This is a genomic window from Actinoplanes sp. NPDC051859 (assembly GCF_044452725.1).
Taxonomy (GTDB): domain Bacteria; phylum Actinomycetota; class Actinomycetes; order Mycobacteriales; family Micromonosporaceae; genus Actinoplanes.
On record NZ_JBITBX010000011.1, the window covers coordinates 14,436 to 30,810 of the forward strand.

Below are 16,375 nucleotides of genomic sequence, written 5' to 3' on the forward strand. Positions count from 1 at the left end.
CAGGGCGACCGCGAGAACGCCGACCTTGACCGGAGTCAGCTGCCGGCCTTCGCGAGCCCCGCGGTCAGCGCCTCGACGGCGAGCACGTTGCGCACGCCGGCCGACGTGGCGGAGAACGGGACGACGATGAACCGCTGATTCTTGACCGCGGGCAGGTCCTTCAGCGTGGCGTGCTTCGCCAGGAACGCCTTCTTGGCGGCGGCGGGGTCCCAACTTGCGTCGATCAACACGATCGCGTCCGGGTTCCGCTCCACGACGGCTTCCCAGCTCGAGTCAGCCCAGGAGCCGGTGAGCTCGGCGAACACATTGGTGACGCCGGCCTCGGCCATGATCATGCCGGGGCTTCCGCAGCACGCGCCGACGCTCGGAGCGTCGGTGCCGGCGTCCCACCACAACACCTTCGCGTCCCGGCCGCTCGCCTTGGCCTTGACGATCCGGGCCTGCTGCTCGGCGATCAGTTGCTCGGCCCGGTCCGGCACCCCGAACACGGCGGCGATCTCGCGGATCTCGGTGAAGACGTCGGTCAGGGCCAGCTTTGCCAGGCGGGTCTCCTTCGGGCAGCCCGCCGCCGAGACGTACGAGCTCACGCCCAGTTTCTGCCACTCGGCCCGGTCACCGACACCCTCGGTGCCGAATGCGCTGGCGAACGACGCGTAGACGAAGTCCGGCTCGGTGTCGAGCAGCTTCTCCTTGGCCGGGTACTCCTTGGCGAGCACCGGCACCTTCGCGTAGGCGGCGGCGTACTCGGGCAGGATGGCGTCGTCGAGGTAGGCCGTGCCGATCATCCGGTCCTGCAGGCCGAGCGCGAGCATGATCTCGGTCGCCGGCTGGTTCATGGTCACCGCCCGCGTCGGCGGTTTGGCGATGGTGACGGGCGTACCGCAGTTGGCGAGCGTGACCGGCCCGCCCGCGGACGCCCCCGGCGCGGCCTTCGGCGCATCGGTGGCGCCGCACCCGGCGAGCAGGACGAACAGGACGGACAGCGGCGCGGTTACGCGCCAGGACAGGGAGGACCGCACAGCGGGACCACCTTCCAGCACCTCGTGGACGGGTCGAAACGGTGCCGTGGCCGGTCTCCTGGCTGACGGGTGGTGCGCCGATGGCCGGCCTTCCCAGGCTTGCGCCCAGTGACCTTGTGGTGGCCTCCGGCATCCCGATCACAGTGGCGAGGGCCGCGCCGGCATCACACCGGCTTCCCGAACACCACGGCGCGCCCACCCTAGCGGCTGGGCACCTGCCCATCCGCGCCGGGCCGCTCTGATCTGGTCAGCTGGTCCGGGTGTCCGGTTGCTGGCCGCGGTCGGGGTGCGCGGCGAGCCAGCCGTTGAGCCACTGGAACAGCGCCGGGAGCGTTTCGTTCCAGGTGGCGAAGTTGTGGCCGCCCGGGCGGCTGTCGTAGACGGTGGCGACGTCCGGCGTACGGATCAGCGGCCGGTAGGCGTGCAGGTCTGCCAGCGCCTCCTTGTCGCCGAGCCCGGCGGACAGGAACAGATGCATGGGCCGGGGCCGGCGCTCGTTGATGGTCAGCCGGGGGTCGTTGGCCCGGCGCAGGTTCAGGTCGCCCTGGTAGAGGTCGCCGGTGGAGCGGTCGATGATGGGCCGGAAGTAGCCGGAGAGGCTGGCTGCCGCGGAAAACTTGTCGGGATGCCGCAGGGCCAGGTTGAAGGCGCAGAAGCCGCCGGTCGAATAGCCCGCGACGGCCCAGTTCTCGGGACCGCTGGCCGCCCGGAAATGTCGGGTGAGGATCTCCGGCACATCGGAGGTGAGGAAGGTGTCGGCGCGGACCCCGGTGGCCGAGTCCACGCACTCGCTGTCCTTGCCGCGGACCGGGTCCTGCTCGGGCAGGACGGCGATCATCGGTGGCAGAGCCCGAGCGTTGATCGCCTTGTCCAGGGCTGCGCCGACGCCCATCGTCTTGAGCCAGCTGTCCACCGTGCCCGGATAGCCGGCCAGGAACATCACCACGGGATAGTCCCGCCGCGCGGCCTCGGGAGCGGTGTAGCCAGCCGGCAGGTAGATCTGTGCGGGCAGGTGATAGCCCGTCCGGGCGCCGGTCAACATCGCCGGGATCACCGTGCCCTTGTCGGCGCCGCCCGGGTGCTCGGCGATCCACCGGGCGATGGCGTCGTGACCCGTGTTGTCGGAAGTCAGCCGCGGGGCGTTGTGCGGGATCGTGGCGGCGTACCCGTCGGGTGCGCTCTGTCCCAACAGCTCGCCCAGGGTGACGTAGAAGTTGGCCTGCTTGTTCACTACGGCGCCGATGCTGAGCAGCAGCAACAGCTGGACGAGGATGAGGCCGGCGGCCCGGTGCGCGGTGCGGAACCGGCCGCGGTCCCAGAACTTCGCGGTCGCCACGGCGGCAAGGACCGTCAGGGCGCCGAGCAGGGCGATCAGCCAGCCGCTGGTGATGACGATGCTGTTCAACGGGGCACACTCGTTTCTGCGGCGGCGGGCTCGGGCAGGACGGTCGGGACGATCGCCGCGGCAGATCGTGCCGGGGCCGGTCGGCGTTGTCCCGGCGGAGTGACGAATCCCTCGGCGATGGCCGCGGCCAGGGCGACACGCGGCAGGTCTCGGCCGCGCGGGTAGCAGAGGAACCGAGGCGTCCAGTCCGGCTGATACTTGGCGTTGGCCCGGTAGAGCTGCTCGAGCTGCCACCAGCGGGAGGCGGCCATCAGCAGACCGCGCCAGCCGCGCAGCAGCGGTCCAGCCCCGAGCTGCTCACCCCGGGCGAAGGTGGCCCGGAACATTGCGAAGTTCAGCGAGACACGCTTGACGCCCAGCGCCTCGGCTCGGGCCATCAGCTCCACGACCAGGAACTCGAAGATGCCGTTCGGCGTGTTCGGGTCCTTGCGCATGAGGTCGAGCGACAGTCCGTCGGTGCCCCACGGCACGAAACCCAGCACCGCGGCGGGCCGGCCCTCGGCGTCACGCACCTCGGCCACCAGGTATTCGAGGTCGGTCGGGTCGGCGAATCGGCCCAGTGCCATGGAGAAACCGCGTTCCACCGGTCCGTCGCGCCACAGCTCGGCCTGCGCGGCCAGTTCGTCCATCGTGCTGGGTGCCGCGTCGCCGACCCGGTGGATTCGCACCTCGTAACCGGCCCGTTGCACCCGGTGCACGGCCTGTCGGACGCCGCGCATGGGTCGGCCCTCCACGCTGAACTCGCCGGTGTGCAGGATGGCCTCGTCGCCGATCTCCAGCACCCGCAGGCCAGCCCGGTCGTACGCCCGCGCCGCGGCCTGCCCCGCGCCGAGCACCGCCGGGGTCCAGCCGTTGGCGATCGCCTCGTCGCGCCACGCCTTGATCGCGCCGGGCCATTCCGACTGTTTGCCGATCGGGTCACCGCTGGCAAGGCTGACCCCGTTGACCTGGCGGTAGCAGACGGCGGCCTTGCCGGTCTCGGAGAAGATGGCCGTCTTGTCGTCGCGCAGAGCGAAGTAGCTGAGCGAGTCCTGACCGCCGTGTCGGGCGACGAGGTCGCGCAGCTGAAGGATCTCGGTGCTGGGCATGTGCCGCGGCGTACGGCCCGGACGCAAACTCAGGTACGCCGCCAGGATCACCACAGCCGCGCCGGCGACACCAGCGCTGACCGGGATCCATTCCGGGGGAGCGGCCTCGAGGTGCGGCTGCCGAATGCCGACGAGGCCGCGAACGAAGTACCAGGCGCTGCACAGGGCGCGGTGCGGGCCGCTGGCGGTCGCCGGGCTGAAGGCCGTCAGCATGCCCCAGCTCGCCACCGGGCCGAGGACGGCCAGCGAGCCGAGGAGGACGGTGGCGGCGCGGCGCGGGCGCGGCCCGGTCACGGCGAACTCGGCGCGGGCGGCCACGACGACGGCGAGCAGCAGCATCCCGATGCCCAGGCGCAGACCGGTGCCGGTGGTGCCGGCTACGGGGCCGCCGTCCACCAGGGCGCCGGCGGCGGTCAGCACGATGCCGACCGCCATCAGGCACACCAGCCACACCCAGGCGGTACGCCGGCGCCGGCTCAGGCCGCGGGCGACGACGAGGTAGAGGATGCCGCCTGCGGCCGTACTGATAGCGGGAAGGCCGGACCACGACGAGGCGTGGCCGGCGAACTCGGCGCGGACGGCACCGGCGGCGGCGAGGATGCCGAGCGTGCCGACGAGTGCGCAGAGGACGGTGGCGATCGCCGGTACGCGCCGGCGGCAGGCCGCCCAGCTGGCGTGTCCCGCGGTCTTGCTCGCTGCCGTAGCCGTACTGGCTTCTTGTCGTGCCACGTTGCCCTCCCCGTCGTATCCATCCGCCGGCGGCAATGTCGCGCCAAGATCGGACCGAACGAGAGAGTGCCATCACCGCGCTACTCCGGGCATCTGCCGCCAGGTGGACCTGTCGGCCGGGCTCTCCACCGATAGGTGGACCAGCCGCGGTCAGCTACACGTAGCGCTGCCCCTTGGGTCACTGCCCGTCAGCGAACGCCGCCCATCAGCCGGGAGATCGGTCGAGCCGCGGCGGCCAGAGCAAGCCCCAGCACGATCGCGACCGCACCGAGCACCCCGAAGTACGTGCCCTCGTTGTCGGCGCTGTAGTAGCGGGCGAGCGTGCCCGACAGGGCAGTGCCCAGCGCCACGGACAGGAAGAACAGCGCGACCATCTGAGTGTGGAACGCCCGCGGGGCGAGTTTGGTGGTGAGCGACAGCCCGACGGGGGAGAGCAGCAGCTCGGCGATGGTGAAGACGAGCAGGATGCCGGCCAGGGCGAGCAGCGGCGTGCTGTTCGGTCCGCCGCCGGCGAGGGGGAGGAAGAGCAGGAACGCCACGCCCATGATGGCCGTACCCGCGGCGAACTTGACCGGGGTGGACGGTTGCCGGCGGCCGAGCCGGGTCCACAGCGCGGCGAACGCGCCGGACAGCAGGATGATGAAGACCGGGTTGATCGACTGGACCCAGGACACGGGCATCTGGAAGCCGAACACCGTACGGTCGAGCCGCTGGTCGGAGTAGATCGTGACGACCGTGAACTGCTGCTGGTAGAGCGACCAGAAAGCGGCGCTGGCGAGGAACATCGGGACGAACGCCCAGACCCGGCGACGCTCCTCGCCGCTGATGTCCCGACTGGCCAGGATGACGGCGAAGTAGCCGATCGCGGCGGCGGCACTGACGACCACGACGACGGTGGCGAGCCGGTCGGCGGACAGCACGCCCGTGAGCGCGAGAATCACCAACGCCACGACCACGACCGCGGCGATGCCGGCCACGGTGGTCCGGCTGCGGGCCGGCAGCGGATTCGGTACGTCGTGGGCCGACTCCGGCAGCCGCCGTCGACCGAGCGCGTACTGGACCAGCCCGACCGCCATGCCGACCGCGGCGAGGCCGAACCCGACGTGGAACCCGGCACGCTGCTGCAGCAGCCCGGTGAGCAGCGGCCCGGCCAGTGCGCCGAGGTTGATGCCGAGGTAGAACAGCGAGAACCCGGCGTCGCGGCGCTCGTCGTCCGCGGCGTAGAGGGTGCCGACCAGTGACGTGGCGTTGGCCTTCACTCCGCCGCTGCCGATGGCGATGAGGATCAGGCCCACGGTGACGCCGGCCAGCCTGGGCAGGACGGCCAGCGCGATGTGCCCACCCATCACCAGGATGGCGCTGAGGAACAGCACCCGTTCGGAGCCGAGCAGCCGGTCGGCCACCCAGGCCCCGATGATGGTGGACAGATAGACCGCGCCGCCGTACGCGCCGACGATGCTGGTGGCGGTGTCCTCGCGGATGCCCAGGCCGCCATCGGCCGCCGAGTAGTACAGGTAGATCAGCAGGATGCCCTGCATGCCGTAGAACGAGAAGCGTTCCCACAGCTCGACCCCGAACAGGTTGGCCAAGGCCCGGGGCTGGCCGAAGAACCCGGTGTCCCGTTCACGCGTCACGGTCATGGGCGGCCAGCTACCCGGGCGTTGCATCACCCAAACGGGTGACGTCGATCGCTCAGGCTCGGAACTGACCCACCGAGGTTTTGAGCTGGGCGGCAAGTCCGGCCAGTTCCTCAGCGGCCCGGCCCGTGTCCGTGCTGCTGGCCGTGGTGTGCTGGACGGCTTCGGCGACCGCGCCGATGGTGGCGGCGATGTCGGCCGAGCCGGCGGCGGCCTCGTCCACGTTGCGGCTCATTTCCTGCGTGGTGGCGGTCTGTTCCTCGACGGCGCCGGCGATGGTGGTCTGCAGCTCGTTGATCCGGCCGACGACGTGCACGATCTCGTCGATGGCGGCGACGGCTGCCTGGGTGTCGGCCTGGATGGCCTGGACCCGCCGGGTGATGTCCTCGGTGGCGCGGGCGGTGTCCTGGGCCAGGTCCTTGACCTCCCCGGCGACGACCGCGAAGCCCTTGCCCATCTCACCGGCGCGGGCTGCCTCGATGGTCGCGTTCAGGGCCAGCAGGTTGGTCTGCTCGGCGATGCTGGTGATCGCCTTGACTACCTCGCCGATCTCCACCGACGACGCGCCCAGCTTCGCCACCGTCTGCGTCGTCGCCAGTGCGGCCTCGGTCGCCCGGCCGCCGACCTGGGCCGCCTCGGAGGTGCTGGCCGAGATCTCCCGGATCGAAGCGCCCATCTCGCCGGCACCCACGGTGACCGTGCTGATGTTGCCGGACACCCGCTCGGCCGCCCCGGCCACCACGTCGGCCCGCTCGGCGGTCTCGGCGGCGTTGGCGCGCAGCCGCTCACTGATCGTGCTCAGCGACCGCGCCGAGATGCTGACCTGCTCGGCTTGGGCGTCGATCCGGCGCACCACGTCGCCGATCTTGCTGGTGAACCGGTTGAACGCGGCGCCGAGCTGCCCGATCTCGTCGCGGCGCGACTCGTCCACCCGCGCGCTCAGGTCGCTGTCGCCGTCAGCGATCTCGGAGAGCCGGTCGCGCAGTGACAGCAGCGGCCGGGTCAGGCGGGTGCCGAGCACGTAGACCACGGCCCCGGCGGCCAGGAACGCGACCGCGGCGGCGAGCAGCAGCGTGCCACTCAGCTCGGTGGCCGGAGCGGTGATCGAGGAATCCGGTGCGGCCACGAGCAGCGCCCACGAGTCACCGGTAGCCAGCTTCACCCGCGCCACGACGGCGGTGGCGTCCTCGCCGAGGGTGTCGTCCTTGCCGTTCCACCGGGCCGCTCCGGCGTCACCGAGAGCGGTGGGGATCTGCTTCGCGACCTCGCCGGGCAGGGCTTTGCCGAGCAGGTCGGCCTGCGGGTGTGCCACGACCACGCCGCCCGCGGTGACCAGCGACAGGTAGCCCGTGCCGTACGGTTTGTCGGCACCGAGGGCGGCGCTCAGCTCGGACAGCGCCATGTCGACCGTGACCACGCCGACGAACTTCCCGTCGACCATGATCGGGGCGGTCGCCGTCGTCATCAGGACGTCCTGGCCGTTCACCGGATACACGTACGGGTCCACGACCATGCTCTTGCCGGTCTTGCGCGGCACCAGATACCAGTCGCCGGCGCCGGGCTTCTCGTAGTCCACCAGCGGATCCGACTTCAACGCCGTGCCGTCGCGGTACCAGTACGGAATGAACCGGCCGGTCGCGTCGCTCGGCGCCTTGTCCTTGAACGCCGCGTCGCGCCCGTCGAACGCGTTCGGCTCCCACCCGGTCGACATGCCGACGAACTCCGGGTGTCGGGCCAGGGTGTCGCGGACCAGGTTGCTGCCCGCGGTCCGGTCGGTGATCCCCGCCACCTTCAGCGTCGCCATCGCGCCGGCCAGCTCCTGGGCGGCGGCAACGGCGACGTCGATCCGCGCGCCGACCTCGCCGGCCTCCCGGCGGGCCAGTTCCTCCGTGTGGTCCCCGGCCTGCTCCAAGGCCAACGCGGTCGTCCACGTGGTGGTGATAGCCACCAGGGCGCCCAACGCCACCGCGATGATGACGAGCACGCTGGCGACCAGCCGGGTCCGGATGCCGTGCACGAAACCTCCAGATTGCGAGGGGTACGGGCGCTTCCCGCTACCCAATGGCTACTTCGGCAATAGGCCCTGAATGTCTGAGCGAGGCGTGCGCCACCCCCGACCGACCGTGCCTGGCCGGGCTGGTCAAGGCCGTGCACAATCGCCCGGTGCCCGCCGCCCTGCCCTTCGAGGAGAACACCGCCGGATCCGCCGTCCTCGGCGTATACCGGCAGGTGTTCGCGGTCCTGGCCCGGGAAGCAAACGGCATCGTCGACGACGCGGCATCGGTGCTGATCGACGAGTCGATTCTCAAAGCGTTCGCGGATGCCGGCCCGGCCGGGCTGACCGTGGAGCAGGTCATCGCCGCCTGCCCCGGCACCCCGGCGGTGGCCCTGCGGCGCCGGTTCGAGGTGCTGCGGTCGTACCGGGCGGTGACCCGGGTCAACGAGCGGCCGCACGAGATGTACTACCAGGCGGCGTTCGCGCCGTACGTGATGCTGTTGTTCCTGCGGCGGTTGTCCCGGACCGGCGGCCTGGGTGAGCTGCACCGCATGCTGTCGATCGCCCGGCTGGCCGCCGACGACGCCGCCACGACGCGGGGTGAGGCACGCGAGCACCTGCGCGAGATGACGAACGTGTTCCGGCTGCTCGCCAACCCCATCATGCAGCTCGCCAAGGGCGGGACGGTCGAGTCGCTGCGCTCGCAGGCCCAGCCGATGCTGGGCAACAGCGAAATGCTGGACCAGGCGAAGCTCTACCACAACCGGGCGTTGGCCCGCTGGCCGGAACTGTTGCCCGAGTGCACCGAGCTGCGGATGGCCCTGGGCGCGTACCGGGACGCGGTGACCACGGCCGCGCGGCGCCTCATCGACCAGGCCGGCAAGACCCGGGCGTTGGGGCTGCTCCCGGCCGAGCGGTGGCGCAGCTTCGCCCGGGATGCGGGCGTCGACGAGCTGGCCGCGGCCGTCGACGGGCTGCTGTTCGACGCGCCCGATCCCTACTTCACCGCGGACGACCTGCTCGACGCGGTGGAGGAAGGGCTGCGCACCGACGCCGGCCGGACCCCGCCGCCCCGGCCCCGCATCGACGACGACGGCCCGGTTTCCACCGCGGCTGATCCTGCTGCCGAGGCGGACGCGCTGGTCGCCCGCGCCGAGGAGCTGCTCGCCGGCCAGGACCGGGTCAGCGTCGCCGAACTGCTGACCGGGGCGGGGGACTGGGCCGCCGCGCGCCGGGTGCTGGCGGACCTCACCGCTGTGCACCTGCGGTCCGAGCTGCCGTACGCGCTGACCTGGGCGGACGACTGGCTCGTGCACCCCACCGCCGAGCTGAGCTGGGCCACCGACGGGTGGTTCGAGCGACGATGAACGACCGAGAAACAGCGCTGTGGTGGGTGAAAGCCCGGTCCGGCGGTCCGCAGCACGCCCCCGCGGGCACGGCGACCCCGGCGGGCATGCGACGCCTGATCGCACCGGACGCCCAGTCGGTGTGGTTCCTGCCCGCCATCCCCAGCCAGGCCGGCCCCGACGTCCTCGCCGAGTACGGCCAGCCCGCCGCGACCTTCACCGACCCCGCCGGCACACTGCGGGTGTTCGCCGCCTGCCTGCGGTGCTGCTGGCCCGACCCGGGCGTCGACCCGTGGCCCGGTCAGCCCGCCGACCTCGCCCGGATCGACCGGGTCCTCGAACTGTTGCACCCCGGCCGCGACCGGATCAGTCGCCAGCGACTGCTCACCGCCGGGCTGCGCCGCCTGGAGACGGCCCGGTGGGTGCTGCAGGCGCCCGGCTCGGTCCGGCTCGGCCCGCGGGTCGCCACCTGGGGAGCCCTCGAACTCAGCACCATCCGCGAGCTGTGGCGGCTGATCCCACCGGACGACGAGCGATGAACCCGGTGTTCGAGACAGTGCTCGCTGCGCTGACCGACCGCGGCCGCGAGCAGGTCGAGGCCGCGTACGCGCTGCTGGAGCATTCCCGCGATCCGATCCACCGCCAGGAGCTGCCGGCCGTGCAGGACCCGGCGAGCCGTGCCGGCCTCGACCGGCTGCTGCGCCACACCGGCCGGGTCCTGGTCCAGGTCGACGACCTGCACTTCACCACCGGGTACGACGACACCATCGCCGCGGAGTTGACCGCCGAGGGTTGGCAGCCCCTGACCGCGGTCGAGCGCGCTGTGCTCGTGCTGGTCCTCGTCTACTCCGTCGCCATTGCGCGCAGTGAGGAACGGCTCGGTCAGGACGCGTGGACCAGCACCTACCCGGCGACGGAGCAGGATGTGCTGCGCGCCGGCAAGGTGCCGCCCGGGGCGGCCCGGGCCGCGCTGAGCAAGCTGGTCGCGGCGGGAATCCTGCGCCGGATCCGCGGCGGCGACGCCGATGGTGGGTACGTGCCGGGCCCGCAGCTGCTGCGCCTCACCCCGGCCGCCCGCGCCCGCCTGCAAGACCAGCTGATCCTCGCGGCAGCCCCGGACCATCCGCTGGCCGCGGCGATCCGGGAACGGCGAAACCGCTCCGCCCGCGGTGCGCGGTCGCGAACCGGGACTGGCGCGACCGCGCCGCATCGTGAAGGGGAGAACCCGCGTTGACGGCAGCCGATTACGGCCCTGAGGGTGCCCACGACCTCGTCGGCCCGCGAGTGCTCGCCGGCATCCAGATGATCAACATCTCCCGGTTGTCCACCCACCCGGTGCCGATCACGTCCCGCGGGCTCATCACCGTCGCCGGGCAGGGACCCTCCGATTCCAACGGCGCCGGCAAATCCTCCTTCATCGCCGGCCTCAGCCTGCTGCACGCCGACGACCAGTGGCGTCTGCAGTCCGGTGCGCAAGCCGCCGCCGAACTGCTGTTCACCGCCGAACTCGCCGGCCAGGAATCCCTGCACGCCAACGCCGACCACGGCTACCTCGTCGGCGTCTTCGTCCCGCCCGGCAGCCACACCGTCGCCGAGCTCGACGCCGACGTGCTGACCGTGTGGCTGCGGGTCAACCGCCAGGCCCCGCACGTCGAGCTGCGCTGGGCCAACCGGCTCCACGTCGCGTACGGCAGCACCGAGAACGACCGCGCGAGCACCGCCGACCAGCTCTGGGCCGACCTGCCCCGCAGCAACGGGCGCACCGACCTGCGCGCCAACCGCCTCGCCCGCACCCTGTACGGCACCACGGTCCGCTGCGTCTCCTTCCTGTCCACCTCGGTCCGGGCCAGCCTCACCGCCAACCTGCTCGCCCAGCCACTCAACGAGCTCACCCCGGAACGCATCTTCGACGCGGTCGGCGCCCTGACCGGCCTCAACCGGGAGATCGACGACGAGCAGAAGGCCCGCCAGCAGGAACACCAGTACGCCGTCGACGCCCGGCAGGCGAGCGAGGATTACGAAAACTGGAACAGCCGGATGGTCGCCATCGAGGACACCGTCCGCGCCCGGCAGGAGGCCCGGACGCTGCTCGCCGCAGCCCGGGAGAGCTGGACATCCCGCTGCGCCCGTAGCCTCGTCGACGGCGTCGCCCACGACGAGGAGCTTGCCGCCGGTCTCGCCGACCTCGACCTGCGCCGCCGCGAGCTCGACGACCAGCTCGCCACCGCCGACGACGACCTCGCCCGACTCTCCGACGACAAGACCTTCGAGGCGAGCTACCGCACCCGGGTCCGCGAGCACGAACAGGCCCTGGCCGCCGCCGAAGAGCTGCGGACCAGCCACAGCCACAACGTCGGCCAGCTCGAACAACTCACCGCCCGCAGCCGCACGCTCCGCGAGACCGCGGCCGCCGCGGACGGCCGTACCCTCGCCGATTCCGAAGCGGAACTGCGCGCCGCCCGCGACGCGATCCGCGACGCCGAACGACACAAAGGCGTCACCCAGCAAGCCCTGCTCGACGCTCGCGCCGCCCTGGCTGCCGCGGAACGAGGCGAAGACGTGGCGGTGCCGCAGCTCCAAGCACTGCGCGCCGCCGGCCTCACCGGCATCCCCCTCATCGACGCGGTCACCCTCGACGACGCCGAGCGCCCCAGCTGGGAAGCGCGGCTGCTGCCGTACCGGCAAGCGGTTGTCGTCTCGGACATCGCGGCCGCTGCCGCAGCACTCGTCGGCATCCCCGGGTCGCTGCTTGTCGAAGCAGACCCGGGCACGGCACACACCGTGGACCGCTTCCTCAAAGTTCTCCAGGACCGCGCCGGCGCGACACCCCAGCACACCGACGCAGACGCTGGCGTCCACGCGATCACCGGCTTCGCCGAAGCCCGCACCGGCCGGGCCGGCCGCATCCAGACCGCCCGCGACGCCCTGTCGGCTGCCTCCACCGCCGACGAAGCCGCCGACGACGCCATCCGCGCCGCGAAACGCGCCCGCGACCGGGCCGCCGACCACGCCCAGGCCGCCCGCGCCGCCCTCGAAGCGGACCGGCTCGACACCCAGGTCGCCGAGCTGCGCACCACCAACACCAAACTCAGCGGCGAGTTGGACAAGGTCGCCACGCAACTCGCCCGCACCAAATCCGGCTACGAGACCGCCCTCGGCGAGCGCAACGCCCGCGACCAACGCGCCACCGCCGCCCGCACCCAACGCGACACCCTGCGCCGCGAACTCGAGAACCTGCGCGCCGCCGCCGAGGAGAAAACCACCGAACGAGCAGCACTCGACCTGGCCCAACGCCGCAACGCCTGGACCGGAACCGTCGCCGCAGCAGAACACCACCTGCTCACCCTCGACGAGGCCGAACAGCGGCGCAGCATCACGGAATGGGACGACCTGTGCGCGTACCAGACCGAACTGGCCCGCCGCACCTGCTTCCCCGCCGGCACCCCGGACGAACAGGTCCCCGAAGAACTCCGTGTCGTCGACGACCAGCGCCGAGACCGCCGCGCCGCCGCCCACCTTCGACTCATCCCGCAGGTGCTCCGCATCGTCGGCGGCTACCTCGGCGAGCTCGAAGACCTCGACCAGCAGACCGTCGACCAGATCCACTCCGAACGCGCCACCCGTACCCGCACCCTGCACAGCGCCGAGACTCACCTGCACGAAGCCCAACTCGCCTCGGCGGCCCTGCGGGCCACCCTCGCCACTGCCATCAAGGCCAAACTGCAACGGGTCGCGCTCGAATTCGACAACCTCGACCAGGCGTACGGCGGGTACGGCGCGAGCCTCGACTTCCCCGAACCCGAACCACCCGCCGACCCCCAGAAACCGTGGCAGTGGACCATCACCCCGCGCTGGCGTCGCGGCGAAGGCAAACCGCTGTCGTCATACCGGCTGCGCGGCAATACGGCTCAGATGGACGACAAGGCGGTCAAGCTCGTGTGCGCCGCTGCGCTGGCCGGCTCGCACGACCGGCCGCTGCTGCTCGTCCTCGACGAACTGGGCCGCAACCTGGGCTCCGCCCATCGCCGCGATGCCGTCGCCCTGTTCGAAAACATCGGCCGCGACCGGGCCATCAGCGTCGTCGGGGCGCTGCAGGACGACATGGAGCGGTACGCCATCGGGTCGTCCAGCTTGTACATCAAGCTGCGGCGCACCTCGGACGCGTTCCCCTACAACCAGGCGCCGGTCGTCATCGGCAGCGAACCCGAATCCGCCCGGATCGCCCTCCTCACCGATTGGATGAACTCCTACCGCCCCTGACGCAGCAGCTCAGACGTCTTGAGTCCAGACGCCGGGCACGTGGTCGGTGGGTGGGAGCCACAGGTGCGGCTGGGCCAGGCTGCCGGAGTCCCACGGGAAACGGCCCTCCCGGTCCGGCCAGACGACCTCGAGGAACGGGATGGGCGGATGCCGGTAGAACCACATGCCCTGACCGAAGAAAGCCCGGAACCAGTCCGGCTGCACGCTCCGCAGGTGCACCGGGTAGCCGTTGATGACATCGTCATGGGACTGGCCGTCGGCGAGCCCGTCCCGCTTGCCGAGGATGTTCAGGCACGACTGCATGACCCGCAGGTCGAGTCCGAACATGGCCAGCTCCGGCTCACCCCTGCTGTGCCAACGACCGATCGTGTACGACCAGCCCGGCCCCTGCTCATCCGCGGGAACGCCGGTGACACTCCACCCGAACTCGCGCACATTGTCGATGACGCCACGGTCGGCCGCGTCGTACTCCGCGCGATCGTCGTAGTCGTGACAGATGACGCAGCGGCAGATCCGCGAATCCTCGAACACCCGATGAGCGTAGGCGATCACCAGTACCCGCCTGCAGCGGCCAGCCGGACTGATCGCGGTCGGGCCGGGCCGTCAGCGCGGCAGATCTCCACAATGGTGCGGACATCTTTCCTGGGGAAAGGGCGCATTTCGCGGTTTGACTAGAGAAAACGGGCGGATCGGCGACCGTGGTAGCCTGCCCGTCGCTCGTCACGGGAGCAGTGTCGAGCTCACGGGGGAGGACATATGCGCCGATGGTTGGCGCGTATCACTGTCCTGCTCCTGCTGATAGGCGCCGTCGGTGTGCCTGCCCCCGTCGCTCCGGTGCCGATTGCCGATCCTTATACCTTCACCTCCGCAGATGTCGGCTTCATCGACGGCGGCGACCTGGAGAGCCGGCCCGGCCGGATCGCGGCGATGGACGAGTATGTCGGGAACAAGAAGCCGATCATCCGCGTCGACCTGTACTGGCACGAGGTGCAGCCGAGCCGTCATGTCGCGCCGAACTGGACCAGACTCGATGGTGTGGTCGACGCCGCCTACGAGCGTGGCGTTCGGGTGCTGCTGATCCTGGACTATTCAGCGCCGTGGGCCAACGGCGGTCGCGGAATCCATTATTTTCCTACGGAGGACATGGCCTGGGCCGGCATCGTTCGGCAGGCAGTGGCCCACTTCGGGAACAAGGTGCAGGCCTACGAGGTGTGGAATGAGCCGAACCTTCGCCATTTCGGCAACTACGGTGACAACAGCCTCGACGTCCGGGCCGGACGGTACTGGCAGCTGGTGGAGATCGCCCATCGGGAGGTAAAGGCCGGCTGTCCGCAATGTGTCGTGCTGGCCGGCGGCTCGACGAGCGGCGACACCTACGAGGACGCGAACGGGACCTGGCATGGTGGCGACGAGGCGGCCGACTGGCTGGAGTGGGCCTACCGGAACGGGATGGGAGGCCACATGGACGCGGTCGCCTACCACCCCTACCCGGACCACCCCGGCGGGAACCTTCCCTCGTTCGCCAAGGATCCATGTGCGGGTGCCGGCCACTGGTATCGGTTCTGGTCCACCTTCGGCCCGGACGACCCCGAGTGCGGCGGTCTGGCGGCTCTGCGTGCGGTGATGGTCCGCTACGACGATGCCGACAAGCAGATCTGGGGCACCGAGATGGGCTTCCCCAGCGACGGCTGGCGCGAGCCGCAGACGCCGGAGCGCGTCCGCGACGCCCTCGAGGAGGGGATCCGGATGTGGCGGTCCCGGCCCTACACCGGGCCACTGTTCATCTATTCCTTCCAGGATCTCCCGACGACCTACTCGAACTGCGTCGACCGGCCCTACGAGAGCGAATGCCACTTCGGGCTCCGGGACGCCGACGGAAATCCCAAGGAGCCGATGTACAGCGATGTCCGCGCCGCGCTGATCGGTGACGACTGGCTGCCGACGCTCCCACCGGGTCGATCGCTGTTCCGGGGTGCGGCGATGAGGTCCGCGAACGGCAAGTTCACGCTGCAGATGCAGGATGACGGCAACCTGGTGCTCTATGACCTCCGTGGCGGGGTGCCGGCTCCGATCTGGGTGCGGGGCGACCAGCGCGGGTACCGCCTGACCCACCAGCGTGACGGCAATGTGGTCCTCTTCGACCACGCCGCCCGGCCGTTGTGGGCTGCCAGCTCGTGGGGACGGGGCGCCTCGACGATGCGCCTGCAGGACGACGGTGCCCTGGTGCTCATGCCGCAGAACGCCGATCAGGGCGAGCCGACCTGGAACTCCAGCGACGTGTTCGCCAGTGGGGTGGAGCCTTATCAGCCGGGCAACACCTGGGCCAGCACGGTTTCCGACCAGGCGGTAGCGGGCTGGATCAGTAACGTGGGCGGGATCTGCTGCTCACTGACCGGTCCGGAGCTGACAACCAGCTTTCTGGGGAAGAATGCGCACACCGGGGACAACGCACTGCTTTTCTCGGGAAATGACACCAGTACGACCACGTCGTTCGCCTACACCAAGGTGTTCGACCTGGACAACGTGATCGTTACGCCGACTTCCCGGCTGTCGTACTGGATCTATCCGCAGAGATCGGAAGGTGCCACCGGTGCCAACAGCACCTGCGTGGCGGTGGACCTGATCTTCTCGACTCCGCCCTCCGGTGCCCGGAACAGTCTGCGCGAAAGTGGCGCCACCGATCAGCACGGCAACCGGGCACACCCGGAGCACCAGTGCGGCAAGCTGACCTTGGATACCTGGAACTTCGTGAGCGTCCCGCTGGGCGCGGTCGCCGGCGGCAAGCAGGTCGTGCAGGTGGACGTCGGGTACGACCAGCGGGCGAACATCGGTGGCTACCGCGGCTTCATCGACGATATCCGAATCACCCGTTGACGACTGGCAGAGCTGACCGGT

11 protein-coding genes and 1 riboswitch are annotated in these 16,375 nt (G+C 70.8%); of the genes, 5 read left to right on the top strand and 6 right to left on the bottom strand.

Annotated features, from left to right (window positions below; all coding sequences use genetic code 11):
• Positions 1-35: 35 nt before the first annotated feature.
• The 5 genes from ACIA1L_RS25420 to ACIA1L_RS25440 all read right to left on the bottom strand — a co-directional run bounded on the left by ACIA1L_RS25420 (position 36) and on the right by ACIA1L_RS25440 (position 7,895).
• Positions 36-1,019, bottom strand: coding sequence for an ABC transporter substrate-binding protein (locus tag ACIA1L_RS25420; protein ID WP_396075420.1), 984 nt, complete (start codon positions 1,017-1,019; stop codon positions 36-38).
• Between the two features lie 30 nt (positions 1,020-1,049).
• Positions 1,050-1,223, bottom strand: a riboswitch (cobalamin riboswitch).
• A gap of 43 nt (positions 1,224-1,266) precedes the next feature.
• Entirely contained in the window at positions 1,267-2,424 is a 1,158-nt protein-coding gene (locus ACIA1L_RS25425) for an alpha/beta hydrolase (protein WP_396075421.1), read from the bottom strand.
• A complete protein-coding gene (locus tag ACIA1L_RS25430) occupies positions 2,421-4,241 on the bottom strand; it encodes a phosphatidylglycerol lysyltransferase domain-containing protein (RefSeq protein WP_396075422.1) in 1,821 nt (606 codons plus the stop codon). Before ACIA1L_RS25430 ends, ACIA1L_RS25425 begins: the two co-directional genes overlap by 4 nt.
• 188 nt (positions 4,242-4,429) lie before the next feature.
• Positions 4,430-5,881 carry a peptide MFS transporter gene (locus ACIA1L_RS25435; RefSeq protein WP_396075423.1) on the bottom strand — a complete coding sequence of 484 codons (1,452 nt, stop codon included), beginning with the start codon at positions 5,879-5,881 and terminating at the stop codon, positions 4,430-4,432.
• 52 nt (positions 5,882-5,933) lie between these two features.
• Positions 5,934-7,895, bottom strand: a complete 1,962-nt coding sequence (locus tag ACIA1L_RS25440; protein ID WP_396075424.1) for a methyl-accepting chemotaxis protein — start codon at positions 7,893-7,895, stop codon at positions 5,934-5,936.
• 146 nt (positions 7,896-8,041) lie between these two features.
• Here ACIA1L_RS25440 and ACIA1L_RS25445 point away from each other — a divergent pair, with 146 nt between their 5' ends.
• The 4 genes from ACIA1L_RS25445 to ACIA1L_RS25460 are packed head-to-tail and all read left to right on the top strand — an operon-like array spanning position 8,042 to position 13,480.
• A complete protein-coding gene (locus ACIA1L_RS25445; protein ID WP_396075425.1) occupies positions 8,042-9,241 on the top strand; it encodes a hypothetical protein in 1,200 nt (399 codons plus the stop codon).
• A complete protein-coding gene (locus ACIA1L_RS25450; protein WP_396075426.1) occupies positions 9,238-9,759 on the top strand; it encodes a hypothetical protein in 522 nt (173 codons plus the stop codon). Before ACIA1L_RS25445 ends, ACIA1L_RS25450 begins: the two co-directional genes overlap by 4 nt.
• Positions 9,756-10,454 (top strand): hypothetical protein, encoded by a 699-nt coding sequence (locus ACIA1L_RS25455; protein ID WP_396075427.1) that lies wholly within the window; start codon positions 9,756-9,758, stop codon positions 10,452-10,454. Before ACIA1L_RS25450 ends, ACIA1L_RS25455 begins: the two co-directional genes overlap by 4 nt.
• A complete protein-coding gene (locus ACIA1L_RS25460) occupies positions 10,451-13,480 on the top strand; it encodes a hypothetical protein (protein ID WP_396075429.1) in 3,030 nt (1,009 codons plus the stop codon). Before ACIA1L_RS25455 ends, ACIA1L_RS25460 begins: the two co-directional genes overlap by 4 nt.
• Positions 13,481-13,489: 9 nt before the next feature.
• Here ACIA1L_RS25460 and ACIA1L_RS25465 read toward each other — a convergent pair whose 3' ends face one another.
• Complete coding sequence (locus ACIA1L_RS25465) at positions 13,490-14,011, bottom strand: DUF4262 domain-containing protein (protein ID WP_396075430.1); 522 nt, start codon at positions 14,009-14,011, stop codon at positions 13,490-13,492.
• A gap of 225 nt (positions 14,012-14,236) precedes the next feature.
• Between ACIA1L_RS25465 and ACIA1L_RS25470 the strand changes: the two genes are divergently transcribed.
• Positions 14,237-16,354: a hypothetical protein gene (locus tag ACIA1L_RS25470; RefSeq protein ID WP_396075431.1), complete on the top strand. Its 2,118-nt coding sequence runs from the start codon at positions 14,237-14,239 to the stop codon at positions 16,352-16,354.
• Positions 16,355-16,375: the final 21 nt, after the last annotated feature.